Source organism: Streptomyces carpinensis, assembly GCF_002154505.1.
Taxonomy (GTDB): Bacteria; Actinomycetota; Actinomycetes; order Streptomycetales; family Streptomycetaceae; genus Streptomyces; species Streptomyces carpinensis.
The window spans coordinates 1-24,854 of the sequence record NZ_MUBM01000067.1 but is presented as its reverse complement, the minus strand read 5'-3'; the positions used below and the strand labels follow the sequence as shown (position 1 = coordinate 24,854).

Here is a 24,854-nt window from a genome sequence, read left to right as displayed (position 1 = left end):
GCTCCCGTGCGGCGCCCGCGCCCCGGACGGCGGCCATCGCGCAATCGCGTGGCCGCGGACGTCAACGGCCCGATCGACATGATCGGCGCCGGACCAGCGCGGCGCCCGGGAGCCTGACGGGAGATACGCCCGCATGCTCGGACCGAACGAGCCCACCCAGGGTTCCGAAGAACTGAACACCCCCAGCGACACCCTGCCGCCGCGTCGCCGGCGCCGTGCCGCGTCCCGCCCGGCGGGCGGGCCCGCCGGGCGGGACGCGGCACGGCGCCGGCGACGCGGCGGCAGGGTGTCGCTGGGGGTGTTCAGTTCTTCGGAACCCTGGGTGGGCTCGTTCGGTCCGAGCATGCGGGCGTATCTCCCGTCAGGCTCCCGGGCGCCGCGCTGGTCCGGCGCCGATCATGTCGATCGGGCCGTTGACGTCCGCGGCCACGCGATTGCGCGATGGCCGCCGTCCGGGGCGCGGGCGCCGCACGGGAGCTCTCTGTGTCCTGTCTCGCCGGTTCCGTACGCCTTGTCGCGCACGGCCTGGCGAAAGTCTTCTGGTCGGTGCGCTGCCCGACCCAGGTGGCTCCCGAGTACGAGGGCGGCGCTTCGACGTCCGTCCCTACGGAACCTTCCCTAAGCCGACGCCGTCGCGGCGGCAGCGTCGGCGGCCCCTACTGAAGCGGCCGGGGCGGCCGGGTCTGCCTCGCGGTCGGGCGCGAGCGGGTCGGTCACCGTGCCGGTCTCTTCATCGAGCAGCCCCTGCGCCAGCCTGGTCACCGCTGCGGGGACCGGCGGCGCCAGGTCGGCCACGGCGCGGAGACCGGACAGGACGTCGTCGGGTCGTACGGCAGGCGTCACGTGCCGAACAACCAGCCGCAGTATCGCACAGGGCTGGCCGGTCGGCCTATCAGCCGCCGAAGGGTGCGTTTCCGCGTTCTCCAGGCTCACGACCGCGGGGCGGGCGTCGAAGGTGCGCATGCCGTTCTTGGTCAGGCGCTGTACTTCGACACTCCCGGCGCCGGTGAAGGCCGCGACCGCGCGCTCGGCCTCGGCCGGGTCCACGCCGTCCAGCCGCAGCTCCCACACGGAAGCCGTCAGCCGGTCGGCCAGTCCCGACGTACGGGCCTCGACCGCCTCGACGACGTCGAGCCCGGAGGGCATCGACTCGTCGAGGAGGACACGCAGCCGCTCCGGGTCGCGGGACTCGGTGAGCGCGATCTCCAGGTACTCCGCCTCACTGCCCGTGCCGGTGGGTGCGGCATTGGCGTAGGACACCTTCGGGTGCGGCGTGAACCCCGCCGAGTACGCCATCGGCACCTCGGCACGGCGCAGCGCACGCTCGAAGGCGCGCTGGAAGTCACGGTGGCTGGTGAACCGGAGGCGGCCGCGCTTGGTGTAGCGCAGTCGGATGCGCTGCACCGCGGGTGCGGGCGGCGGGCCTTCGGGCTGTCGCTTGCCCAGTGTCGTTCAGTCCTTCGTGAGAGCGGTCCTACTGCTATCAAGAGTACGTGCCCGAGGCCCCGGAGGTTCCCGCCGGCCCACGGCACCCGCCCGCCGGACGTGGCGGAGCCCACCGCCGGCGGCAGCAGCGGGCTGCCGTCGGCCGCGGGCTCCGTGGCTCGTCCGGCGGGGCTCAGTGCGCGTGACCGCTGCCCGCCGGCTGCTTCACGGTCAGCGGCAGCAGCTTCTTGCCCGTGGGGCCGATCTGGATGCTCGTGTCCATCGCCGGGCACACGCCGCAGTCGAAGCAGGGCGTCCAGCGGCAGTCCTCGACCTCGGTCTCGTCGAGGGCGTCCTGCCAGTCCTCCCAGAGCCAGTCCTTGTCCAGGCCCGAGTCCAGGTGGTCCCAGGGCAGGACCTCCTCGTAGGAGCGCTCGCGGGTGGTGTACCAGTCGACGTCGACGCCGTAGGGGGCCAGCGCCTTGTCGGCGCAGCTCATCCAGCGGTCGTAGGAGAAGTGCTCGCGCCAGCCGTCGAAGCGGCCGCCGTCCTCGTAGACCGCGCGGATGACCGCACCGATGCGGCGGTCGCCGCGCGAGAGCAGGCCCTCGACGATGCCGGGCTTGCCGTCGTGGTAGCGGAAGCCGATGGAGCGGCCGTACTTCTTGTCGCCGCGGATCTTGTCCCGGAGCTTCTCCAGGCGGGCGTCCGTCTCCTCGGCGGAGAGCTGGGGCGCCCACTGGAAAGGCGTGTGGGGCTTGGGGACGAAACCGCCGATCGAGACCGTGCAGCGGATGTCGTTGGAGCCGGAGACCTCGCGGCCCTTCTGGATGACGTGGGTCGCCATGTCGGCGATCTGCAGCACGTCGTCGTCCGTCTCCGTCGGCAGGCCGCACATGAAGTACAGCTTCACCTGGCGCCAGCCGTTGCCGTACGCCGTGGCGACGGTACGGATCAGGTCGTCCTCCGAGACCATCTTGTTGATGACCTTGCGGATGCGCTCCGAGCCGCCCTCCGGGGCGAAGGTCAGACCCGAGCGGCGGCCGTTGCGGGTCAGCTCGTTCGCCAGGTCGATGTTGAAGGCGTCCACCCGGGTGGAGGGGAGGGACAGGCCGATCTTGTCGTCCTCGTAGCGGTCGGCGAGGCCCTTGGCGATGTCGCCGATCTCCGAGTGGTCCGCGGAGGACAGCGACAGCAGGCCGACCTCCTCGAAGCCCGTCGCCTTCAGGCCCTTGTCGACCATGTCGCCGATGCCCGTGATGGAGCGCTCGCGCACCGGACGGGTGATCATGCCGGCCTGGCAGAAGCGGCAACCACGCGTGCAGCCGCGGAAGATCTCCACCGACATGCGCTCGTGGACCGTCTCCGCGAGCGGCACCAGCGGCTGCTTGGGGTACGGCCACTCGTCCAGGTCCATCACCGTGTGCTTCGACACGCGCCACGGGACGCCCGACTTGTTGGGGACGACCCGGCCGATGCGGCCGTCGGGGAGGTACTCGACGTCGTAGAAGCCGGGGACGTACACCCCGCCCGTGCGCGCCAGGCGGAAGAGGAGCTCCTCCCGGCCGCCGGGGCGGCCCTCGGCCTTCCAGGCGCGGACGATCTCGGTGACCTCGAGCACCGCCTGCTCGCCGTCGCCGATGACCGCGCAGTCGATGAAGTCGGCGATCGGCTCCGGGTTGAAGGCCGCGTGGCCGCCGGCCATCACGATCGGATCGTCGAGCGTGCGGTCCTTGGCCTGGAGCGGAATGCCCGCGAGGTCCAGCGCCGTGAGCATGTTGGTGTAGCCCAGCTCCGTGGAGAAGGACAGACCGAACACGTCGAAGGCCTTGACCGGGCGGTGGCTGTCCACCGTGAACTGCGGGACGCCGTGCTCCCGCATCAGCGCCTCCAGGTCGGGCCACACGCTGTAGGTGCGCTCGGCGAGGACGCCCTCCCGCTCGTTGAGCACCTCGTAGAGGATCATGACGCCCTGGTTGGGCAGGCCGACCTCGTACGCGTCCGGGTACATGAGCGCCCAGCGGACGTCACAGCTGTCCCAGGGTTTGACGGTGGAGTTGAGCTCGCCGCCCACGTACTGGATCGGCTTCTGCACATGCGGGAGCAGAGCTTCGAGCTGTGGGAAGACCGACTCGACAGACATCGCGGGGATTACCTTCGTGAGCTGACTGGGGGTCCCCCCGGCCGAGGGCTGGGGGAGCGTGACCATCAAGCCTAACCCGGGCGCAGGACTGTCCCGCACGGCCGCAGGTCCGCCCACACGCCCGGCAGCTCCGCCTCCAGGTCGGCCGCCCGCCGCTCCTCCCGCCCGTACAGCACCCCGTACGTGAACGAGCTCTCCCGTGCCTTGTGCGCCTGCCCGGCGAGCTCGCGCAGGGTCTCGCGGGTCATGACGCTGTCCTGGTGGTCGCCGAGCAGGCTCTGGAGGGTCCTGGCCGCCCGCGCCGCACCGGTCGCCGGGTCGCCGAGGGCGGGCGCGGCGGCCTCGGCCACGTAACGGGTCCGCTTGGCCTGCTTGCGGGCCTGGTGCAGGGCGAGGTCCCGGTCGGTGCCGGGCGGCAGGGCGAGGGCCTGCCCGAGCCCGGTGGAGAGCTTCGCGAAATCCTTCCGCACGGCCCGGGCGAGCACCTCGGCCGGATCGCCCGCGGCTGCCGGGCGCAGTGGCGGGTCGGCCAGCAGGGCGTCCAGGGCGTCGAGCAGTCGCAGGTACCTGTGGCCGTCGAGGACGGCGAGGAGCCGGCGGCGCGAGCCGGTGCGGCGCTCCCGGGACCAGGTCCGCAGCCGGGCACGGACGGGTCCGGTCACCAGTTCGGCGGGCAGGGCGTCGAGGTCGGCGGTGAGACGTTCGGTGAGGACCTCCTGGTCGCGGTCGAGACCGAGCTCGCCGCCGAGCCACTTCAGTTCCGCGCCGAGCGGATCGGTGACGGTCCGGTCCAGGACCTTGCCGTAGCTGCGCAGGGCGCCGCGCAGCCGGCGGGTGGTGACGCGCATGCGGTGCACGGAGTCCTCGGCGTCCCGGCGTACGGCCGGGTCGAGGGCGACCAGGGCGTCCCGCTGGGCGCGCAGATGGGCCAGGACGTGGTCGCCGGCTGTGACGGGTGCCGGTTCGCCGCCCGCCCGGGGGCGGCCCGGCGGGGCGGTCTCGGCCAGGGCGCGGGACAGTTTCGAGGGGGCCGCCGAGCGTCGCAGGCCGGCCTTGCGGAGCCGTTTCTCCACCTTGTCCAGGAGCGCGGGGTCGCCGCCGTCGGCCAGTTCGACCTCGATCTCGGTCCACCGGGCGGTGCCGCCGACGCCGGTCAGCCGTTCGGCCCGTACGGCGTCCACGCTCACCTCGGCCAGCAGCGTGCCGCCGGCGTCGAGGAGGTGGCTGACGGTGCGCTCGGAGCGGAGGCGGACCAGGGGCCGCAGCTCCCTGTCGCGGACGCGGGAGCGCACGAGCCCGGCGAGGTCGGGCGGCACGGTGTCGGAGAGCGGGGCCTGGATCTCGTCGCGGACGTCGGGGGCGACCGGGAGTTTCAGGTGCCAGCCCGCGTCGGTGCCACCGGTGCGCCGGCGCAGGGTGAGTCCGGCGCCGGAGAGGCGTTCGTCGGGGGTGTCGTAGTAGACGGCGTCCAGTACGGCGACGCCCTCGGCGACGACGGCCGCGACCGGGCCGGCGCCGGTCAGGTCGGGCAGCAGGCCCGCGTCCGGCCGGTCCGGCTCGTTCGGCTTCTCCGGCTCGTACTTCCGCTCGATCTCTCGCTTGGTGGCCGCCATGAACCGAATGTAGGCGCCATCGCGGCCCGAAGCGCCTTCCGATCCGGCCCCGTCCTGCGGGCTCTCACGCCGACATGGGGCGTTGCACCCGGATCGACTGCAACAGGCCGACCGCCACCCAGACCGCGAACATCGACGAGCCGCCGTAGGACACGAACGGCAGGGGCAGGCCGGTGACCGGCATGATGCCCAGGGTCATGCCGATGTTCTCGAAGGCCTGGAAGGCGAACCAGGCGACGATCCCGGCGGCGACGACGGTGCCGTACAGCTCGCTGGTCTCGCGTGCGATGCGGCAGGCCCGCCACAGGACGACGCCCAGGAGCACGATGATCAGGCCCGCGCCGAGGAAGCCCAGCTCCTCCCCCGCCACCGTGAACACGAAGTCCGTCTGCTGTTCAGGGACGAACTGGCCCGTGGTCTGGGAGCCGTGGAAGAGGCCCGCGCCGGTCAGGCCGCCGGAGCCGATGGCGATCCGGGCCTGGTTGGTGTTGTAGCCGACGCCGGCCGGGTCGAGGCTGGGGTTGGCGAAGGCCGCGAACCGGTTGATCTGGTACTCGTCGAGGATGTGCAGCTGCCAGATGGCGATGCAGCCGACGACGCCCGCGACGAGCAGGCCGAAGACCCAGCGGTTGGAGGCACCGGAGGCGAGCAGCACCCCGAGGATGATGGTCACCAGGACCAGGACCGTGCCGAGGTCGGGCATGAGCAGCACGATCAGGATGGGTACGGCGGCCAGCCCCAGGGACTGCAGGACGGTGCGGTGGTCGGGGTACTTCTTGTCGCCGGCGTCGACCCGGGCCGCGAGCATCATGGCCATCCCCAGGATGATCGTGATCTTCACGAACTCCGAGGGCTGCAGCGAGAAACCACCGCCGAGCACGATCCAGTTGCGGCTGCCGTTGATGGTGGCGCCGAGCGGGGTGAGCACCAGCAGGATGCCGAAGACCGAGGCGCCGTAGAGGATCGGCACGGCGTTGCGCAGTGCGCGGTGGCCGAGCCAGACGGTGCCGACCATCAGGGCGAGCCCGATGCCGGTGTTCATCAGGTGCCGGACCAGGAAGTAGTACGGGTCGCCCTGGTTGATCTCGGTGCGGTTGCGGGTGGCCGAGAAGACCAGGGCGGAGCCGATCGCGGACAGCGCGAGCGCGGCCAGCAGCATCGGCCAGTCCAGGCGGCGGGTCACCGAGTCGCGGGCGAACAGGCGGGTCCAGCCGGCCCGCTGCGGTCCGTATCCGGGGACGGAGAAGCTGTTCGCGCCGGTCATGCGGTCTTCCTCCGGCCTCTCCTGCCGCGCGGGCGCCTGCGGGTGTTGCTGTTGTTCGTCGGGGACGGTGTGGTCGCCGCCGTCTGGTCGTCCGGGTTGGCGGTGCCGCCCTGCTGGGCGACCTCCGTGGCGACCTTCTCCTGGTCCTTGGCCGGGTCACCGGGGATCTTCGGGGCGTTGATCGTGCCGTCCGGCTGGATCTTGGGCAGGCTCTTCTCCGGGGTGGGCAGCAGAGCCTTCTTGTTGTCGATGGAGCCGTCGGCCTGCACGCCGTACATGGCGCTGTAGATGTTGCGCACCGCCTCACCGGAGGCGCCGGAACCGGTACCGGCCTGGGAGATGGTCATGATGACCGAGTAGTCCTTGGTGTAGGTCGCCAGCCAGGACGTGGTCTGCTTGCCGTAGACCTCGGCCGTACCGGTCTTGGCGTGCAGCGGGATCTTGTCCTGCGGCCAGCCACTGAACTTCCAGGCGGCGGTACCGCGGGTGGCGACGCCGGCGAGGGCCTGGTCCATCATGTCGCGGGTGGCCTTGGTGATGGGCAGCTTGCCGTGCGACTGGGGCTTGATCTCGGTGACGTGCTTGCCGTCGGGGCTGACGATCGCCTTGCCGATGGTCGGGGTGTACATGGTGCCGCCGTTGGAGATGGCGCCGTAGATGACGGCCTCCTGGATCGGGGTGAGAAGGGTGTCACCCTGCCCGATGGAGTAGTTGATCTCGTCACCCTCGCGCATCTTGTTGCCCTCGAGGCAGTTCTCGTAATAGATCTTCTCGACGTAGCTGCCGTCCTTCTTGCCGGTCTTGCACCAGGCGTCCTTGTTGGCCTTCCAGTAGTCCAGCTTCCACTGGCGGTCGGGGACGCGGCCTTTGACCTCGTTGGGCAGGTCGATGCCGGTCTTCTTGCCGAGGCCGAACTGGTGGGCGGTCTTGAAGAACCAGTCCTTGGGCTGGCCGGCCTTGGGGTTGATGCCGCCGTCCTTCTTCCACTCGCTGTCCGCGAGTCCGTAGAAGACGGTGTCGCAGGAGACCTCCAGGGCCCGGCCGAGGGAGATGGGGCCGAAGTTCTCGCCCTCGAAGTTCTTGAAGACCTGGCCGCCGACGGAGTAGGAGCTGGTGCAGGGGTAGTTGCCGTTGAAGTCGTAACCGGCCTGCACCGCGGCGGCGGTGGAGACCACCTTGAAGGTCGAACCGGGCGCGGACTGCCCCTGGATGGCGCGGTTCAGCAGCGGGTAGTCGGAGTTCTTGCCGGTGAGCGCCTTGTAGTCCTTGGCGGAGATGCCGCCGACCCAGACGTTCGGGTCGTAGGTCGGCGCGGACGCCATGGCCACGACCCGGCCGGTCTTGGCCTCCATCACGACGACGGCACCGGAGTCCGCCTTGTAGTTCTCGCCGGTGATCTTGTCGTACTGCTGACGGGCGGCCTTCATCGCCTTGTCCAGCTCGTACTCGGCGACCCGCTGCACCCGGGCGTCGATGCTGGTGACGAGGTTCGAACCGGGCTCGGCTGCATCCGCCTTGGCCTTGCCGATGACCCGGCCGAGGTTGTCGACCTCGTAGCGGGTCACGCCGGCCTTGCCGCGCAGCGCCTGGTCGTACTGCCGCTCCAGGCCGGAGCGGCCGACCATGTCGGAGCGCAGATAGGGCGAGGCCGTGTCCTTGGCCTGCTGGACCTCCTCGTCGGTGACCGGCGAGAGGTAGCCGAGCACCTGCGCGGTGTTGGACTTGCCGGGGCCCGGATAGCTGCGCACGGCTTCGGGTTCGGCGGTGATACCGGGGAAGTCCTCGGAGCGCTCCCGGATCTCCAGGGCCTGCTTGGGGGTGGCCTCGTCGGTGATCGGGATGGGCTGGTAGGGCGAACCGTTCCAGCAGGGCTGCGGCGTCTTGGCGTCGCACAGCCGGACCTTCTGCATGACCTCCTGCGCGGACATGCCGAGCACGCCGGCGAGCTTGGTGAGGACCGCCTTGCCGTCGTCCTTCTGCTTGAGCAGGTCGGTGCGGGAGGCGGAGACCACCAGCCGGGCCTCGTTGTCGGCGAGCGGCACACCGCGCGCGTCCAGGATGGAGCCGCGCACGGCGGGCTGGACCACCTGCTGGACGTGGTTGCCGGACGCCTCCTTCTGGTACTGGGCGCCCTCACGGATCTGCAGGTACCACAGCCGGCCGCCGAGGGTGCCGAGCAGGGAGAGGACGAGGATCTGGATGACGACGAGCCGGATCTGGACCCGTGGGGTCCGGCCGGTCTCGGGGATGTTGGTCACTGGTGCTGCCTCCCCCTCTCAGTGTGTGAACGAGCCGTGCCGGTACGCCTGGTGCGGGCACGAGAGACGCCGGTACGGCCGGTAGGAGTGGTATCCGACGAAGCTGTGAACGCCGGGGACGGTCGACTGCCGTGCTGTCACAGCCGCTTGACCCCCTTGATGCGGCCGACCCGGGTGGTGCGGTTGCGGGCCTTGGTCTTCAGACCGCCGAGCGTGCCGCGCTGGCCGCCGATGCGCAGCCCGGTGCCCGAGGAGAGCCAGCCGGAGGAGATGTCGGTCGCCTGTTTGGAGGCGGCGGCGGTCTCCGAGAACGGGTCGTGCTCCGAGCGCCGGGCCAGCGCCATGATGCCGGGGACGACGAACGGGGCGAGCAGCAGGTCGTAGACGGCCGCGCTGATCAGCAGGCCGGCCAGGCCGACATGGCGGGCGGCGGTGTCGCCGACGAGGGCGCCGACACCCGCGTACAGCAGCGTCGAGCCGAGGGCGGCGGCGACCACCACGGCCATCGGCCCGGTGGCCGACTTGACCTGGCCGGTCTCGGGTTTGATGAGACCGGCGAGATAGCCGATGACGCACAGCACGAGGGCGTAGCGGCCGGCGGCGTGGTCGGCGGGCGGGGCGAGGTCGGCGAGCAGTCCGGCGCCGAAGCCGACGAGGGCGCCGCCCACGTGCCCGTAGACCATGGCCAGGGCGAGGACGGTGAGCAGCAGCAGGTCGGGGACGGCGCCCGGCAGGTGCAGCCGGGACAGGACGCTCACCTGGACCACCAGGGCGACGACGACCAACGCGGTGGAGAGCAGGATCCGGTTGAGACGCATGGGTACTTCTCGCTCCTACTGCTGCTGGCCGTCGGTGGACTGCGCGTCGGGCCCGCCGCCCGCGTCCGCGGAGGCGGACGGGGTGACCGTCACGGTCACCGTGGGCGTCGGTGTCGGCTTGGGCTTGGGCGGCAGGACCTCGTCGCGCGGATCCTTCTTCGGCCCCTGGACCACGACGCCGACGACGTCGAGCTTGCTGAAGCCGGCGTACGGCGTGACGTAGATGGTGCGGGTCAGGTCACCGCCGGCGGGGTCGACACGGGAGACGACACCGACCGGGACGCCCGGCACGAAGGGCTTGTCGCCCTGCGAGCCGAAGGTGACCAGGCGGTCGCCCTTCTTCACGTCCGCCTTGCCGTTGAGGAGTTGGACGCGCAGCGGGCGGTCGCCCTGGCCGGAGGCGAAGCCGAGTTCGTCACTGCCCTCCATTCGGGTGCCGACGGTGAAGTCGGGGTCGTTGGCGAGCAGCACGGTGGAGGAGTCCGGGCCGACGGTGGTGACCCGGCCGACGAGGCCGTCGGCGTTGAGCACGGTCATGTCGCGCTTGATGCCGTCGTTGGCACCGGCGTCGATGGTGATGGTCCAGGAGAAGCCCTGCGCGGCTCCTATGGCGATGACCTCGGCGCCCTTGATGCCGTACTGGCCCTGGCCGGCCAGCTTCAGCATCCGGTTCAGCTGGTCGAGGCGGCTGCGGTTGCGGTCGTTGCTGCCGAGCTTGGCCTTGAGGGCGGCGTTCTCCTTTTCCAGCGCGGCGAGCCGGTCGTGACGCTCGCCCGAGTCACGGACCGCGGAGACGGCGTCGCCGACCGGATTGACCGCGCCCGACACACCGTTCTCGATCGGGCCGAAGACGGCGGCGGCGGCCTGCCGGGCACCGTCCACCGGGGAGTTCTCCCCACCGCGGATGTCCACCGTGATCAGCGCGAACGCGATGGCGATCAGCAGCACCAGCAGCAGCCGGCTCTCTTTCGTGTCCCTCACGTGCGGCGGCCGTGCCCTTCCTGGTCGGAAATTGGGTGGCCCCCGAGAAGCGCTGACCCTGAGCGCACTCTCAAGGGGCCCATTTGTGGGAGCTTATGCCTCTATATCAACGATCCGCCGCACGAGCGGAGACCATCTCGTACGGCGGAATCGAAGAGTTGTGTCATCTGCGCGGCTGGGCGTCCAGGACCTGCTGGAGCGCCTCGAACTCCTCCACGCATTTGCCGGAGCCGAGCGCCACGCTGTCCAGCGGGTCCTCCGCGATGTGGATGGGCATGCCGGTCTCCCGGCGCAGCCGCTCGTCCAGACCGCGCAGCAGCGCCCCGCCACCGGTCAGCACGATGCCCCGGTCCATGATGTCACCGGACAGCTCCGGCGGACACTTGTCGAGGGTCGTCTTGACGGCGTCGACGATCGCGTTGACCGGTTCCTCGATCGCCTTGCGGACCTCGGCGGCCGAGATGACGACGGTCTTCGGCAGCCCGGAGACGAGGTCCCGGCCGCGGATTTCGGTGTGCTCGTCGGAGTCCAGGTCGTACGCCGAACCGATCGTGATCTTGATCTGCTCGGCCGTGCGCTCACCCAGAAGAAGGCTGTACTCCTTCTTGACGTGCTGGATGATCGCGTTGTCCAGTTCGTCGCCCGCCACGCGGATGGACTGGGCGGTGACGATGCCGCCGAGCGAGATGACCGCGACCTCCGTGGTGCCGCCGCCGATGTCCACCACCATGTTGCCCGTGGCCTCGTGGACCGGCAGGCCGGAGCCGATGGCCGCGGCCATGGGCTCCTCGATGATGTGCACCTGGCGGGCGCCGGCCTGGGAGGAGGCCTCGATGACCGCGCGGCGCTCGACGCCGGTGATGCCGGAGGGCACGCAGACCACGACACGCGGACGAGCCAGATACCGCCGCTTGTGGATCTTCAGGATGAAGTAGCGGAGCATCCGCTCGGTGATCTCGAAGTCCGCGATGACGCCGTCCTTGAGCGGGCGCACGGCCACGATGTTGCCGGGCGTGCGCCCGATCATCTTCTTCGCCTCGGCGCCGACCGCGAGGATTCCACCGGTGTTCGTGTTGATCGCGACGACGGACGGCTCGTTGAGTACGATCCCGCGACCCCTGACGTACACCAGCGTGTTGGCGGTCCCGAGGTCGACAGCCATGTCACGGCCGATGAACGACATTGAGTTCCCCATCAGGATTCGTCTGGCCTTCCCTGGGAGCTTTTGAGGGCATTTCAGGTACGGCGAGGTGGGTGCTGTGACGTGAAGGCTTCCATCGTAGACGCGCCTGCACGAACACTGCGCGAGGGTCTCCGCCATTGTCAGCAGATGGCGTACCGCCTCGCTTGTGGAGACGGTCCATCGGGGGCACGCGTTCCCCCGATCGGCATCGCATATGCCGCAGGGCGGCCGTTTTCCACGGCCGCCCAGGTCAGACACACTGACGAGCTGACGATGCGTCAGAAAAAGCGGGGATCAGACCCGGCCGGGAAAGAAGATCTTCACCTCGCGCTCGGCGGACTCCTCGGAATCGGAGGCGTGGATCAGGTTCTCCCGGACGATCACGCCGTAGTCCCCGCGGATGGAGCCGGGAGCGGCGGCGATCGGGTCGGTAGGACCGGCCAGGGCGCGCACCCCCTCGATGACCCGCTCACCCTCGACGATCATGGCCACGACCGGACCGGAGGACATGAACGCCACCAGCGGCTCGTAGAACGGCTTGCCCTTGTGCTCGCCGTAGTGCTGCTCCAGCGTGTCGGTGTCCAGGGTGCGCAGCTCCAGCGCGGTGATCTGCCAGCCGGCCTTGCGCTCGATACGGCTGATGATCTCGCCGGTCAGGCCACGACGGACGGCGTCGGGCTTGAGGAGGACGAGGGTGCGCTGGGTCACTGGGGACTCCTTCTCCTGACAGATGTGCGGTGGGACGAGATTACAGTGCGTGTCCCCGGCGCCGTCACGCAGCGTCAGCCGGAGCGGATCCGGCCTCGGCGGACTGCGCCGCGAATCTCGCCTTCGCCGCGTCGATCTTCCGCCCGAAGTGGACCGAGGCCCACCACAGCCCGGCGAACACCACGCCCAGGAAGTACATCGTCGGGACGACGACACCGGAGGCGATCAGCGCGATCTGCAGCGCCCAGCCGAGCACCACTCCGGCGGGCCGGGTCACCACGCCGCACAGCAGCACGCACAGCGCCATCGCTATGCCGCTGACCGTCCACACGCTCGCCATCGAAAGACCCGGGTCCTTCATCGCGACCAGCGCGGCGAACCCGATGACGAAGAACTCACCGATCAGGGTCGAGGAACACAGCGTACGCATGTCGGATCAGCCCTTCCCGAGAAGCAGCCGGGCCTCACCGACGGTGATCACGGAGCCGGTGACCAGCACACCGCCACCGGCGAACTCGCCCTCCTCCTCGGCGAGCGTGATCGCGGCCTCCAGCGCGTCCGGCAGCCGCGGCTCGACCTGGACCCGCTCGTCGCCGAACACCTCGACGGCGATCGCGGCCAGCTCGTCCGCGTCCATCGCGCGGTGGCTGGAGTTCTGGGTGATCACGACCTCCGCGAAGATCGGCTCGAAGGCCTCCAGCAGACCGCGCACGTTCTTGTCGCCGCTGGCTCCGACCACGCCGATCAGCCGGCTGAAGTCGAACGCCTCCCGGACGGCCTCCGCGGTGACCTGGGCGCCCGCCGGATTGTGCGCGGCGTCCAGCACGACGGTCGGCGAGCGGCGCACCACCTCCAGCCGGCCCGGCGAGGAGACGGACGCGAACGCCCTGCGGACCGTCTCGACGTCCAGCGGCTCCGCGCGCTGAGCGCCCACCCCGAAGAACGCCTCGACGGCGGCGAGCGCCACGGCCGCGTTGTGCGCCTGGTGCGCGCCGTGCAGCGGCAGGTACACCACGGTGTACTCGCCGCCCAGGCCGCGCAGGGTCAGCAGCTGCCCGCCCACGGCCACCTGCCGGGCGACCACGCCGAACTCCAGGCCCTCGCGGGCCACCGTGGCGTTGACCTCCACGGCCTTCTTCAGCAGCACCTGCGCCGCGTCCACCGGCTGCTGCGCCATGATCACGGTGGCGTCCTGCTTGATGACGCCGGCCTTCTCCCCCGCGATCTCGGCCGGGGTGGTGCCCAGCCGGTCGGTGTGGTCGAGCGCGATGGGGGTGATCACGGCCACGTCGGCGTCGATCACGTTGGTGGCGTCCCAGGTGCCGCCCATGCCCACCTCGACGACGGCGACGTCCACCGGAGCGTCCGCGAAGGCCGCGTAGGCCATGCCGGTCAGCACCTCGAAGAACGACAGCCGGTACTCCTGCGCGGCGTCGACCATCTCCACGTACGGCTTGATGTCCTGGTACGTCTCGATGAACCGCTCGGCGGAGATCGGCGCGCCGTCCAGGCTGATCCGCTCGGTGATCGACTGCACGTGCGGCGAGGTGTACCGGCCGGTGCGCAGCTCGAAGGCGCCGAGCAGGGCCTCGATCATGCGGGCGGTGGAGGTCTTGCCGTTGGTGCCCGTGATGTGGATGGACGGGTACGACCGCTGCGGCTCGCCCAGCACGTCCATCAGCGCGGCGATCCTGCTGACCGAGGGCTCCAGCTTGGTCTCGCCCCAGCGGGTCGCGAGCTCCGCCTCGACCTCGCGCAGTGCCTTGTCGACCTCGGGGTCCTCGGGACGGGCGGGCGCCTCGGCGCCCGGCGCACCGCCCTGGGTGCGCAGGGTGCGGCTACCGGCCTCGATCACCGCGAGATCGGGGTCGCGGTCCGTCTCGGCCGCGATGATCTCGTCGAACGACTCGAGGGGATCGGGCTGGCCACTGCTGTCCGGGGGGAGCTCACTCACGGGGCCAGTGTACGTACCCGGGTGCGGCCGGTCGTGCCGCCGGGGCGGCACGGGCGGGCGCGGCGGCACGCTGTCGTCCTGCGGGCAGTCGTGCCGCCGGGGCGGCCGAAGGCCCCGGAGCCGTGACGACTCCGGGGCCTTCGGCGGCCTAGCGACGTCAGGCCTGCGGCAGCCGCTCCAGCTGCGCGGCGATCCGCGCGATGTCCTCCTCGGCCTTCGCCAGCCGCGTGCGGATCTTCTCCACCACGTGGTCCGGCGCCTTGGCGAGGAACGCCTCGTTGCCGAGCTTCGCCGTCGCCTGGGCCTTCTCCTTCTCGGCCGCGGCCAGGTCCTTCGCGAGGCGCTTGCGCTCCGCCGCCACGTCGATGGTGCCGGAGAGGTCGAGGGCGACCTCGGCGCCGGCGACCGGGAGGGTGGCCGTGGCCGTGAAGGAGTCGCCCTCCGGCTGCAGGCGCAGCAGCTGGCGGATGGCGGCCTCGTGCGGCGCGAGCGCCGTACCGTCCAGGGTGAGACGGGCCGGGACGCGCTGGCCGGGCTGGAGGCCCTGGTCGGCGCGGAAGCGGCGGACCTCGGTGATGACGGACTGGAGGGTCTCGATCTCCCGCTCGGCGTCGGCGTCGCGGAAGCCACCCGGTGCGTCGGCACCAGGCACGGACACGGCCTTCGGCCATTCGGCGATGACGATCGACTCGCCGCCGGTCAGCGTCGTCCACAGGGTCTCCGTGACGAAGGGGACGACCGGGTGGAGCAGCTTGAGCGTGACGTCCAGGACCTCGCCCAGGACCCGCTTGCTGACCTCCGCCGGCTCCCCGCCCGCCTGGAAGACCGTCTTGGACAGCTCGACGTACCAGTCGAAGACCTCGTCCCACGCGAAGTGGAACAGCGCGTCGGAGAGCTTGGCGAACTGGAAGTCGTCGTAGTACGCGTCGACTTCGGCGACGACGGCGTTCAGCCGGGACAGGATCCAGCGGTCGGTGGCCGACATCCTCGAGGCGTCGGGCAGCGGACCGTCCACCGTCGCGCCGTTCATCAGCGCGAAGCGCGTGGCGTTCCAGATCTTGTTGGCGAAGTTGCGCGAGCCCTGGACCCAGTCCTCGCCGATCGGGACGTCCACACCCGGGTTGGCGCCGCGGGCGAGCGTGAACCGCAGGGCGTCGGAGCCGTACTTGTCCATCCAGTCCAGCGGGTTGACCGCGTTGCCGAAGGACTTCGACATCTTCTTGCCGAACTGGTCGCGGACCATGCCGTGCAGGGCGATGGTGTGGAACGGCGGGGTGCCGTCCATCGCGTACAGGCCGAACATCATCATCCGGGCGACCCAGAAGAAGAGGATGTCGTAGCCGGTGACCAGGACGGAGTTCGGGTAGAACTTCGCGAGCGACTCGGTCTGTTCGGGCCAGCCCAGGGTGGAGAAGGGCCACAGGCCGGAGGAGAACCAGGTGTCGAGGACGTCGCTGTCCTGGTGCCAGCCCTCGCCGCTCGGCGGTTCCTCGTCGGGCCCGACGCAGACGACCTCGCCGTTCGGCCCGTACCACACCGGAATCCGGTGGCCCCACCACAACTGCCGCGAGATGCACCAGTCGTGGAGGTTGTCGACCCAGTCGAAGTAGCGCTTCTCCATCTCCTGCGGATGGATCTTGACCTTGCCCTCGCGGACCGCGTCACCGGCGGCCTTCGCGAGCGGGCCGACCTTGACCCACCACTGCATGGACAGGCGCGGCTCGATGGTGGTCTTGCAGCGCGAGCAGTGCCCGACGGAGTGGACGTAGGGCCGCTTCTCGGCGACGATCCGGCCCTCGGCGCGCAGCGCGGCGACGATGGCGGAGCGGGCCTCCAGGCGGTCCAGGCCCTGGAAGGGGCCGTGCGCGGTGATGACGGCGTGCTCGTCCATGACGGTGAGCGAGGGCAGGTTGTGCCGCTGGCCGATCTCGAAGTCGTTCGGGTCGTGGGCCGGGGTGACCTTGACGGCGCCCGTGCCGAACTCCGGGTCGACGTGCTCGTCCGCGACGACCGGGATGGAGCGGTCGGTCAGCGGCAGCTTGATGAGCTTGCCGACCAGGTGCCGGTAGCGCTCGTCGTCGGGGTGAACGGCGACGGCGGTGTCACCGAGCATGGTCTCGGCACGGGTGGTGGCGACGACGATGGTGTCGTCCCCCTCGCCGTACTTCATCGAGACGAGCTCACCGTCGTCGTCCTGGTACTCCACCTCGATGTCCGAGATGGCCGTAAGGCACCGGGGGCACCAGTTGATGATGCGCTCGGCGCGGTAGATCAGCTCGTCGTCGTAGAGCCGCTTGAAGATGGTCTGGACGGCCTGCGAGAGGCCCTCGTCCATGGTGAAGCGCTCACGGGACCAGGCCACGCCGTCGCCGAGGCGGCGCATCTGCCCGGAGATCTGCCCGCCGGACTCGCCCTTCCACTGCCAGACGCGCTCGACGAAGGCCTCGCGGCCGAGGTCGTGCCGGGACTTGCCCTCCTTGCCCAGCTCCCGCTCGACGACGTTCTGCGTGGCGATGCCGGCGTGGTCCATGCCGGGCTGCCACAGCGTCTCGTGTCCCTGCATGCGCTTGCGGCGCGTGAGGGCGTCGATGAGGGTGTGCTCGAAGGCGTGCCCCAGGTGCAGCGAGCCGGTGACGTTCGGCGGCGGGATGACGATGGTGTACGGCGGCTTGTCGCTCTTCTCGTCCGCCTCGAAGTAACCCCGCTCTACCCAGCGCTCGTACAGCGGCCCCTCTACGTCGGCCGGCGCGTACTGGGTCGGCAGTTCGGTGTCGGGCGCTGGTGGCTGCTGCTGAGCGTTCTCGGTCACGGGGTCAGTTTAGAGGGGTCACGGCGCGGTCCCGAACCGCATTTGTTCTGTAACGGTCGCCACCCCGACGCCCTGCGTCCCCCGGGCCTGCGCCAGGATGTCAGGAACACATAAGCATCTGGAGGGGAACCCAGTAATGAGCTACAACCAGCCGGGCCCGTACGGCGGGCAGCCTCAGCAGCCCGGACCGTACGGCCAGCCGGGCCCCTACGGCCAGCAGCCGCCGCAGGCGCCGCCCGCGCAGCCCGGCTATGGCTACCCCCAGCAGCCGCCGGCCCCGCAGCCGGGCTACGGCTACCCTCAGCAGGCCCCGCAGGGCGTCCCGCCCCAGCCGAACCCGTACGGTCAGCAGCCCCAGTACGGCCAGCAGCCCCAGTACGGCCAGCAGCCGCCCTACGGCGCCGTCCCGCAGCCCCCGGCCTCCAACGGCGGCAAGAAGAAGACCGGTCTGATCATCGGCGCGGTGGCGGTCGTGGCCGCGATCGCGGTGGGCGCGTACTTCCTGATCGGCGGTGGTGGCGGCAGCTCGGTGGCCGACGACGGCCCGCACAAGCTGACGACGCCGGAGACGGTGCTGACCGAGTACAAGAAGTCCAAGAGCGACAGCGGCACCATGTCGAAGGACGACATGAAGGACGCCGAGAAGTGGGGCGTGCACAACCCCAAGGACGTCAGCGCGGCGTACCAGTCCGGGGACGAGAGCAACCCGCTGGCCATGAAGCAGATCCAGTTCAGCGGCGTCTACGGCACCATCGACGACCCCGAGAAGACCGTCGACGCGATGTTCGCCCACATGAAGGACGAGACCAAGAAGGGTGGCGACGACGAGGACGTCACCCTGGTCGGCGATCCGAAGGCGTACTCGCCGTCCGCGCTCGACGGGGCGGTTCTCAAGTGCCAGCAGGCCAAGATCGACAACTCCGGCGGCAAGCAGGGCGAGCCGAAGTCGATGAACATGACGGTCTGCATCTGGGGCGACCACAGCACGCTCGGCTTCGTCATCCCGATGGAGATGGCCGGCATGCTGGCGGGCAAGACCACCGACCCGGCAACCGCCGCCGACATCACCGCCAAGCTCCGCAAGGAGGTCCGCGTCAAGGCCTGACGCCGGGCACGCGGTACGGCGAGAACACGAAAGGGGCCCCGGTCGCGCGACCGGGGCCCCTTTCGTGTCCGTCGGCCGGACGGCGCTCACGCCGCCGGCCGGGACGGCGTCACGCCGTCTTCTGTTCGCCCGTTCCGCGGCCGCGGGCGTCCCTCGGGATCAGGGTCGGGTTGACGTTGGAGTGGACGACGTCCGCCGTGATGACGACCCTCGCCACGTCCTTGCGGGAGGGCACCTCGTACATCACCGACATGAGGACCTCCTCCATGATGGCGCGCAGGCCCCGCGCGCCGGTCTGGCGGAGGATGGCCTGGTCGGCGATCGCCTCCAGGGCCTCGCGCTCGAAGTCGAGTTCCACGCCGTCCAGTTCGAACAGGCGCTGGTACTGCTTCACCAGGGCGTTGCGCGGCTCGACCAGGATCTTCAGCAGCGCCTCGCGGTCCAGGTTGTGGACGCTGGTGATCACCGGCAGACGGCCGATGAACTCCGGGATCATGCCGAACTTGACCAGGTCCTCGGGCATGACGTCCTCGAACTGGTCCTTGGCCTCCAGCTCCCGCTTGGAGCGGATCGTCGCGCCGAAGCCGATGCCCTTGGCGCCCGCCCGGCCCTCGATGATCTTCTCCAGGCCGGCGAACGCGCCGCCCACGATGAACAGGACGTTCGTCGTGTCGATCTGGATGAACTCCTGGTGCGGGTGCTTGCGGCCGCCCTGGGGCGGGACCGAGGCCGTGGTCCCCTCCAGGATCTTCAGCAGAGCCTGCTGGACGCCCTCGCCGGAGACGTCGCGGGTGATCGACGGGTTTTCGCTCTTACGGGCGACCTTGTCGATCTCGTCGATGTAGATGATCCCGGTCTCGGCCTTCTTGACGTCGTAGTCGGCCGCCTGGATCAGTTTGAGCAGGATGTTCTCGACGTCCTCGCCGACGTAGCCCGCCTCGGTCAGCGCCGTGGCGTCGGCGATGGCGAACGGGACGTTCAGCATCCGGGCCAGGGTCTGGGCCAAAAGGGTCTTGCCGGAGCCCGTGGGCCCGAGCAGCAGGATGTTGGACTTGGCGAGCTCGATGGCGTCCTCGCGGCCCTGGCCGCCGCCGTTCTCCCCGGCCTGGACGCGCTTGTAGTGGTTGTACACCGCGACGGACAGGGCCTTCTTGGCCGCCTCCTGGCCGACGACGTAGCCGTCCAGGAACTCGTAGATCTCGCGGGGCTTGGGCAGTTCCTCCCAGCGCACCTCGCTGGTCTCCGCGAGCTCCTCCTCGATGATCTCGTTGCAGAGATCGATGCACTCGTCGCAGATGTACACACCGGGCCCTGCGATGAGCTTCTTGACCTGCTTCTGGCTCTTGCCGCAGAACGAGCACTTGAGCAGATCGCCGCCGTCACCGATGCGTGCCACGGTGTGCTTCCCCTTCGCCTGGGAGACGCCTGGACACATTGGGTCCAGCGGCTCCTGGTGCTGCCTTATGTCGACGGTACCTTGCCGGGCCCCCCGTTCGGGCCCCCCTTGGCACGGTTCACTTCGACGTGACCGTGCCAAGGAGCGACGGGCGGGTGTGTTGTCCGCGTCAGCGGACGGTGGCGTTGTTCATCTTCCGGGTGGAAATGATCTGGTCGATCAGCCCGTACGACAGCGCCTCCTCGGCCGTGAGGATCTTGTCGCGCTCGATGTCCTCACGGATCTTCTCGATCGGCGTGTTGGAGTGCTTGGCCAGCATCTCCTCCAGCTGCGAGCGCATCCGCAGGATCTCGTTGGCGGCGATCTCCAGGTCGGAGACCTGACCGCGGCCGGTCTCGCTGTAGGGCTGGTGGATCAGCACTCGCGCGTTCGGCAGGGCCATGCGCTTGCCCGGCGTGCCGGCGGCCAGCAGCACCGCGGCGGCGGAGGCCGCCTGGCCCATGCACACCGTCTGGATGTCGGGCTTGACGAACTGCATCGTGTCGTAGATGGCCGTCAGTGCGGTGAAGGAGCCGCCGGGGCTGTTGATGTAGACCGAGATGTCACGGTCGGGGTCCATCGACTCAAGGCACAGCAGCTGCGCCATCACGTCGTTGGCGGAGGCGTCGTCGATCTGGACGCCGAGGAAGATCACGCGCTCCTCGAAGAGCTTCGCGTACGGGTCGTACTCGCGGATGCCCTGGGAGGTGCGCTCCACGAAGCGCGGGATGACGTAGCGGGACTCGGCCGTGGGGCCGGTGTACTCGGCACGCGTACGGTCGTAGAGGCCGCTGCCGGGGAAGTCGTTCACGATGTCTCCTGGAAGGGGGCTGGGCGGTCGGCTGAGGGGCTGGCTGGGCTGCGCGGAGGTCCGGGAGCCGTGCAGGCCTTCGGGCCCGTCACGGAAGGTTCGGCGCCTCCGAGGAAGCGGCTCAGGGGGCCTGTGGGGCCCCCGGGTGAGTGGCTCAGGCCCCGGTGCCGCCGCCGCCCGGCATGCCGGCGGCGTGCGTGATGACGTCGTCGATGAGGCCGTACTCCTTGGCCTCGTGGGCGTCGAACCAGCGGTCGCGGTCCGAGTCGCGGGTGATCTGCTCGACCGTCTGGCCGGTGTGCTGCGAGGTGAGCTCGGCCATCCGCTTCTTGGTGTGCAGCAGCCGCTCGGCGTGGATCTTGATGTCCGAGGCCGAACCGGCCAGGCCGGCGGACGGCTGGTGGATCAGGATCTCGGCGTTCGGCAGCGCGAAGCGCTTGCCGGGGGTGCCCGCGCTGAGCAGGAACTGGCCCATCGAGGCCGCCAGGCCCATGGCGATGGTCACCACGTCGTTCTTGATGTACTGCATGGTGTCGTAGATCGCCATGCCGGCCGTGATCGAGCCGCCGGGGCTGTTGATGTACAGGTAGATGTCCTTGTCCGGGTCGGCGGCAAGGAGCAGCAGCTGTGCGGTGATCTTGTTCGCGATGTCGTCGTCGACCGGCTGGCCGAGGAAGATGATCCGCTCGTTGAGCAGCCGGTTGTAGACCTGGTCGCCGAGGCCACCACCGATGGAAGGCTCGCCGGCGGCGGAGGGCATCAGATTCGTCACGTATCCACCTGCTCGTCTTACGACGGCGCCGGGCCGTCTCACGTGTTCTGCCGGGGCGTGGGGCCGTCCGGCCGGTTTCGGGGACTCCCCTGCCCTCGTATTCATGGACCCTAACGCGCGGCTCCCTTCGGGGAATCCCGGTAACGGGAGTGTTCGCCGGGGGCGTAGCGCCGGGGCCTTCGGTTAGCGGTGGCCGGTCACGACAACGGGCCCTGGGGAGCAGTTCCCCAGGGCCCATCGTACGTACGGCGTCGCGGACGACGCGCGCGGATCAAGCCGCGGATCAGGCCTCGGCCTTGTCCTCGCCCTCACCCTCGGCGGAGGCTTCGGCGGTCTCGGCCTCGGTGGCCTCGTCCTCGTCCTCGTCGTCCAGGTCGACGATCTCGCCGTTGGTGTCCTTCACGGTCGCGGCCTCGACGACGACGGCCAGGGCCTTGCCGCGTGCGACCTCGCCGACCAGCAGCGGAACCTGGTTCTGCTGCACGACGGCCTGGGCGAACTGGTCGGGCGACATGCCGGAGGAGGCAGCGCGCCGCATGAGGTGCTCGGTGAGCTCCTCCTGGTTGACGTTGAGCTTCTCCTTGTTGACGAGCTCGTCGAGCACGAACTGGGTCTTGATGCCCTTGATCGCGGCTTCGCGGGTCTCGGTCTCGAACTCCTCGGCGGTCTTGCCCTGGAGCTCCAGGTACTTGTCGAGGGTGAGGCCCATCTGGGCGAGCTGGTGGTGCTCGAGGTTGTGCTTACGGGTGTTGATCTCGTCCTCGAGGAGCTTCTCGGGGACGGGCACCTCGACCAGCTCCAGCAGCTTGTCCAGGACGCGCTCCTGGGCCTGCGTGGCCTGGTCGTACTGCTTCATGTTCTCCAGGCGCGTGCGGCTGTCGGCCTTCAGCTCCTCGAGGGTGTCGAACTCGGAGGCGAGCTGAGCGAAGTCGTCGTCCAGCTCCGGCAGTTCGCGGGCGGCGACCTCGGTGACCTTGACGGTGACCTCGGCCTCCCGGCCGGCCGCCGAGCCGCCCTTGAGCTCGGAGGTGAAGGTGGCCTCGCCACCGGCCTCCAGGCCCTTCACGGCGTCGTCGATCCCGTCCAGCAGCTCGCCGGAGCCGATGGTGTAGGAGACGCCGTTGGCGATGCCGTCCTCGAGGACCTCGCCGTCGACCTTGGCCTCCAGGTCGATGGTGACGACGTCGCCGTCCTCGGCGGCGCGCTCGACCGGGGAGGTGGAGGCGAAGCGCTCGCGCAGCTGCTCGACGGCCTTCTCCACGTCCTCGTCGGTCACCTCGACGGCGTCGACCTCGACCTCGATGCCGGAGTAGTCCGGGATCTCGATGGTCGGACGGACGTCGACCTCGGCGGTGAAGTTCAGCGTCTCGCCGTCCTTCAGCTCGGTGATGTCGACCTCGGGCTGGCCCAGGGGGTTGAGCTCGGCCTCGTTGACCGCGTCGGTGTAGAACCTCGGAAGCGCGTCGTTGACGGCCTCCTCCAGAACCGCACCGCGGCCGAACCGCTGGTCGATGACCCGGGCCGGGATCTTGCCCTTGCGGAAGCCCTTCACCGTGACCTGCTGGTTGATCTTCTTGTACGCCGCGTCGAGGCTGTCCTTGAGCTCCTCGAAGGGCACCTCGACAGTGAGCCGAACCCGGGTCGGGTTCAGGGTCTCCACGGCGCTCTTCACGGTTCGGTCTCCTTGTGGCTGACTTCTCGGGTTTCGCCGGGGCCAGAGAGCGGTCCGGCGGATTCGCCGCCCGGAGGAGTTCGTAGGCCCAGGAGGCCGGACACACGGGCGCGCAGTTTGCATAGTAGCCGCAGCCGCTCGACGTCCCAAAAGGCGATCGCCAAGGGGATCACGCGCGTCATGCGAGGTGGCGCCGACCGGCGGTCGGCGGGTGGTCGGGGTGGCGGGATTTGAACCCACGGCCTTCCGCTCCCAAAGCGGACGCGCTACCAAGCTGCGCCACACCCCGTCTGGTGCGACACGTAGGGTACATGCCCGCAGGCAGTACGACCGCAGCATTTCCCGATGGCCCCGCCACCGCGACTCCACTCCCCCTCCGCGACAGGCCGTGAGCGCCCCCAGCGCAAACCCACTCCGCTCACGCGTGCCCCCACACGAATGGCGCAGTAACGCCGGTGACGGAGGGGTCTGGGTGCTGTGAGGGGGCTGCCGGGTGGCAGGGGTGTGGGGATTGGCCCCGCCGGGACGGCGCCCCGGGAGGGACGGCATCCGGGAGGGGCGCTGCGGGCTGGTGGGTGGCTGCTGAGCGGGCCACCGCGCGGGGCGCGTGGGCTGCTGCGGCGCCTGGGCGCGGAACTGGCACAGGATGGCGGGCCCGGGCCGGCACCCTGCGCAGGACGCAGGACACAGGGGCAGGACGGGGACGCGGCCGGGTCCGGGGACATCGGCCTGGGCTCCGGTGGACGCCGGCCGGGCACCGGGGCACCGGCCGCCGAGGCTGGCCGGCAGGACCACGGACGACAGGCCGGGTGCCCGGCGCCGGTGAGCTCCCGACAGAACGAGATGCCCGCGGTCGGCCGATCCCGACGGAACCTGGGATGCCCGTGCACACGGATGGCACCGACGGAACCGGGGAGGCCCGTGCGGACCGACGCCGCGAGGCCGCACCGGCGAGCGCCGGAGCGTGGTTCGAGGCATGAGCGGAAGGGCGACCCGGGTGCCGCGCGGGGTGTCGGCCGGCGAGGCCGGGACGGCCACGAGGCGCCTACCCGGGCCACGCGGTTCTGCGTGCCGCCGAGAGCAGGTCGCGCCGAGCGAGGCCGGACGACCGCGAGGCACATGCCGCTGTGCCGCGCAGGCCTGCGGGCCGAGAGAGCGGGCCGGACGCCGCGCGGGCGGCCACTCCCCGCGACACCGGGACGACCACGAGGCGGAGCCCCCGGACCGCGCAGGTGACGGACCACACGAGAGCGGGTCGGGCACTGCGCGGACCGCCGCGCCCGGCGAGGCCCAGACGACCGCGAGACGCATGCCCCCAGGGCCGCGCGCAACTGCGGGCCGCCAAGAGCGGCTCGGGTGCCACGCGACCGATCACTCCCCGCAAGACCGGAACGACCACGAAGCGGCTCCAGGACCGCGCAGGTCACGGACCGACGAAAGCGAGTCAGGCACTGCACGGACGGCCGCGCCCGGCGAGGCCCAGACGACCGCGAGACGCATGCCCCAGGGCCGGGCGCAACTGCGGGCCGCCAAGAGCTGCTCGGGTGCCACACGACCGGTCCCTCCCTGCAAGACCGGGACGACCACGAAGCGGAGCCCCCGGACCGCGCAGGTCACGGGCCCACGAGAGCGGGTCGGGCACTGCGCGCACGCCGCGCCCGGCGAGGCCCAGACGGCTGCGAGGCGGAATCTCCCGGCCGCAGGGGTCACGGCCGACGAAAGCCGGTCCGGTGCCGTGCGGACGGGCACGTCCGGCGGAGTCGGGTGCGTGGCGGGGCGGTGGGGTGAGGTTGCAAGGAGCGGGCCGGGAGCTCGGCGCGGGTCTGGCAGACCGGGCGCCCCGATTGCTCGCGTCTTCTTGCGATACGCGTGCGATATGCGAGCACCCGTGCGGCAGGGGCGT

At 70.3% G+C, this 24,854-nt stretch carries 17 protein-coding genes and 1 tRNA gene; 1 reads left to right on the top strand and 17 read right to left on the bottom strand.

Annotated features, from left to right (window positions below; genetic code table 11):
- Positions 1–618: 618 nt before the first annotated feature.
- The 12 genes from BZY54_RS09715 to BZY54_RS09660 all read right to left on the bottom strand — a co-directional run bounded on the left by BZY54_RS09715 (position 619) and on the right by BZY54_RS09660 (position 17,156).
- On the bottom strand, positions 619–1,404 hold the full coding sequence (locus BZY54_RS09715; RefSeq protein WP_086724549.1) for a TIGR03936 family radical SAM-associated protein: 786 nt from the start codon (positions 1,402–1,404) through the stop codon (positions 619–621).
- A 214-nt stretch (positions 1,405–1,618) separates the two neighbouring features.
- A complete protein-coding gene (locus BZY54_RS09710; RefSeq protein ID WP_086724548.1) occupies positions 1,619–3,568 on the bottom strand; it encodes a TIGR03960 family B12-binding radical SAM protein in 1,950 nt (649 codons plus the stop codon).
- Between the two features lie 71 nt (positions 3,569–3,639).
- On the bottom strand, positions 3,640–5,181 hold the full coding sequence (locus BZY54_RS09705; protein WP_086724546.1) for a CYTH and CHAD domain-containing protein: 1,542 nt from the start codon (positions 5,179–5,181) through the stop codon (positions 3,640–3,642).
- 64 nt (positions 5,182–5,245) lie between these two features.
- Positions 5,246–6,445, bottom strand: coding sequence for a rod shape-determining protein RodA (rodA, locus tag BZY54_RS09700; protein ID WP_086724544.1), 1,200 nt, complete (start codon positions 6,443–6,445; stop codon positions 5,246–5,248).
- Positions 6,442–8,703 carry a penicillin-binding protein 2 gene (gene mrdA / locus BZY54_RS09695; protein ID WP_086724543.1) on the bottom strand — a complete coding sequence of 754 codons (2,262 nt, stop codon included), beginning with the start codon at positions 8,701–8,703 and terminating at the stop codon, positions 6,442–6,444. Before mrdA ends, rodA begins: the two co-directional genes overlap by 4 nt.
- Positions 8,704–8,840: 137 nt before the next feature.
- Positions 8,841–9,521 (bottom strand): rod shape-determining protein MreD, encoded by a 681-nt coding sequence (gene mreD / locus BZY54_RS09690; protein WP_086724541.1) that lies wholly within the window; start codon positions 9,519–9,521, stop codon positions 8,841–8,843.
- A gap of 15 nt (positions 9,522–9,536) precedes the next feature.
- Positions 9,537–10,502, bottom strand: a complete 966-nt coding sequence (mreC, locus tag BZY54_RS09685) for a rod shape-determining protein MreC (RefSeq protein ID WP_086724539.1) — start codon at positions 10,500–10,502, stop codon at positions 9,537–9,539.
- Positions 10,503–10,665: 163 nt separating this feature from the next.
- Entirely contained in the window at positions 10,666–11,685 is a 1,020-nt protein-coding gene (locus BZY54_RS09680; protein WP_030381728.1) for a rod shape-determining protein, read from the bottom strand.
- 294 nt (positions 11,686–11,979) lie between these two features.
- Positions 11,980–12,393, bottom strand: coding sequence for a nucleoside-diphosphate kinase (gene ndk, locus BZY54_RS09675; protein WP_086724537.1), 414 nt, complete (start codon positions 12,391–12,393; stop codon positions 11,980–11,982).
- A 64-nt stretch (positions 12,394–12,457) separates the two neighbouring features.
- Positions 12,458–12,823 (bottom strand): DUF4233 domain-containing protein, encoded by a 366-nt coding sequence (locus BZY54_RS09670; RefSeq protein WP_086724535.1) that lies wholly within the window; start codon positions 12,821–12,823, stop codon positions 12,458–12,460.
- Positions 12,824–12,829: 6 nt separating this feature from the next.
- Positions 12,830–14,347, bottom strand: a complete 1,518-nt coding sequence (folC, locus tag BZY54_RS09665) for a bifunctional tetrahydrofolate synthase/dihydrofolate synthase (RefSeq protein WP_086724534.1) — start codon at positions 14,345–14,347, stop codon at positions 12,830–12,832.
- A 157-nt stretch (positions 14,348–14,504) separates the two neighbouring features.
- On the bottom strand, positions 14,505–17,156 hold the full coding sequence (locus tag BZY54_RS09660) for a valine--tRNA ligase (protein WP_086724532.1): 2,652 nt from the start codon (positions 17,154–17,156) through the stop codon (positions 14,505–14,507).
- 136 nt (positions 17,157–17,292) lie between these two features.
- Here BZY54_RS09660 and BZY54_RS09655 point away from each other — a divergent pair, with 136 nt between their 5' ends.
- Positions 17,293–18,261, top strand: coding sequence for a hypothetical protein (locus tag BZY54_RS09655; RefSeq protein WP_086724530.1), 969 nt, complete (start codon positions 17,293–17,295; stop codon positions 18,259–18,261).
- 109 nt (positions 18,262–18,370) lie between these two features.
- Here BZY54_RS09655 and clpX read toward each other — a convergent pair whose 3' ends face one another.
- The 5 genes from clpX to BZY54_RS09630 all read right to left on the bottom strand — a co-directional run bounded on the left by clpX (position 18,371) and on the right by BZY54_RS09630 (position 23,240).
- The gene (clpX, locus tag BZY54_RS09650; RefSeq protein WP_086724555.1) at positions 18,371–19,657 is read right to left on the bottom strand and encodes an ATP-dependent Clp protease ATP-binding subunit ClpX; all 1,287 of its coding nucleotides are present in this window, start codon (positions 19,655–19,657) and stop codon (positions 18,371–18,373) included.
- Positions 19,658–19,826: 169 nt separating this feature from the next.
- Positions 19,827–20,507, bottom strand: a complete 681-nt coding sequence (locus BZY54_RS09645; protein WP_086724528.1) for an ATP-dependent Clp protease proteolytic subunit — start codon at positions 20,505–20,507, stop codon at positions 19,827–19,829.
- Positions 20,508–20,661: 154 nt separating this feature from the next.
- Entirely contained in the window at positions 20,662–21,267 is a 606-nt protein-coding gene (locus tag BZY54_RS09640; RefSeq protein WP_167413973.1) for an ATP-dependent Clp protease proteolytic subunit, read from the bottom strand.
- 295 nt (positions 21,268–21,562) lie between these two features.
- A complete protein-coding gene (tig, locus tag BZY54_RS09635; protein WP_086724524.1) occupies positions 21,563–22,951 on the bottom strand; it encodes a trigger factor in 1,389 nt (462 codons plus the stop codon).
- Between the two features lie 212 nt (positions 22,952–23,163).
- Positions 23,164–23,240: transfer RNA gene (locus BZY54_RS09630), tRNA-Pro, on the bottom strand.
- Positions 23,241–24,854 lie beyond the last annotated feature (1,614 nt).

Coding starts and splice junctions, on each gene's coding strand:
- BZY54_RS09670 (WP_086724535.1), bottom strand. CDS start 12,823: ATGCGTACGCTGTGTTCCTCGACCCTGATCGGTGAGTTCTTCGTCATC.
- BZY54_RS09710 (WP_086724548.1), bottom strand. CDS start 3,568: ATGTCTGTCGAGTCGGTCTTCCCACAGCTCGAAGCTCTGCTCCCGCAT.
- BZY54_RS09655 (WP_086724530.1), top strand. CDS start 17,293: ATGAGCTACAACCAGCCGGGCCCGTACGGCGGGCAGCCTCAGCAGCCC.
- BZY54_RS09705 (WP_086724546.1), bottom strand. CDS start 5,181: ATGGCGGCCACCAAGCGAGAGATCGAGCGGAAGTACGAGCCGGAGAAG.
- BZY54_RS09640 (WP_167413973.1), bottom strand. CDS start 21,267: ATGCCCTCCGCCGCCGGCGAGCCTTCCATCGGTGGTGGCCTCGGCGAC.
- rodA (WP_086724544.1), bottom strand. CDS start 6,445: ATGACCGGCGCGAACAGCTTCTCCGTCCCCGGATACGGACCGCAGCGG.
- mreD (WP_086724541.1), bottom strand. CDS start 9,521: ATGCGTCTCAACCGGATCCTGCTCTCCACCGCGTTGGTCGTCGTCGCC.
- BZY54_RS09680 (WP_030381728.1), bottom strand. CDS start 11,685: ATGTCGTTCATCGGCCGTGACATGGCTGTCGACCTCGGGACCGCCAAC.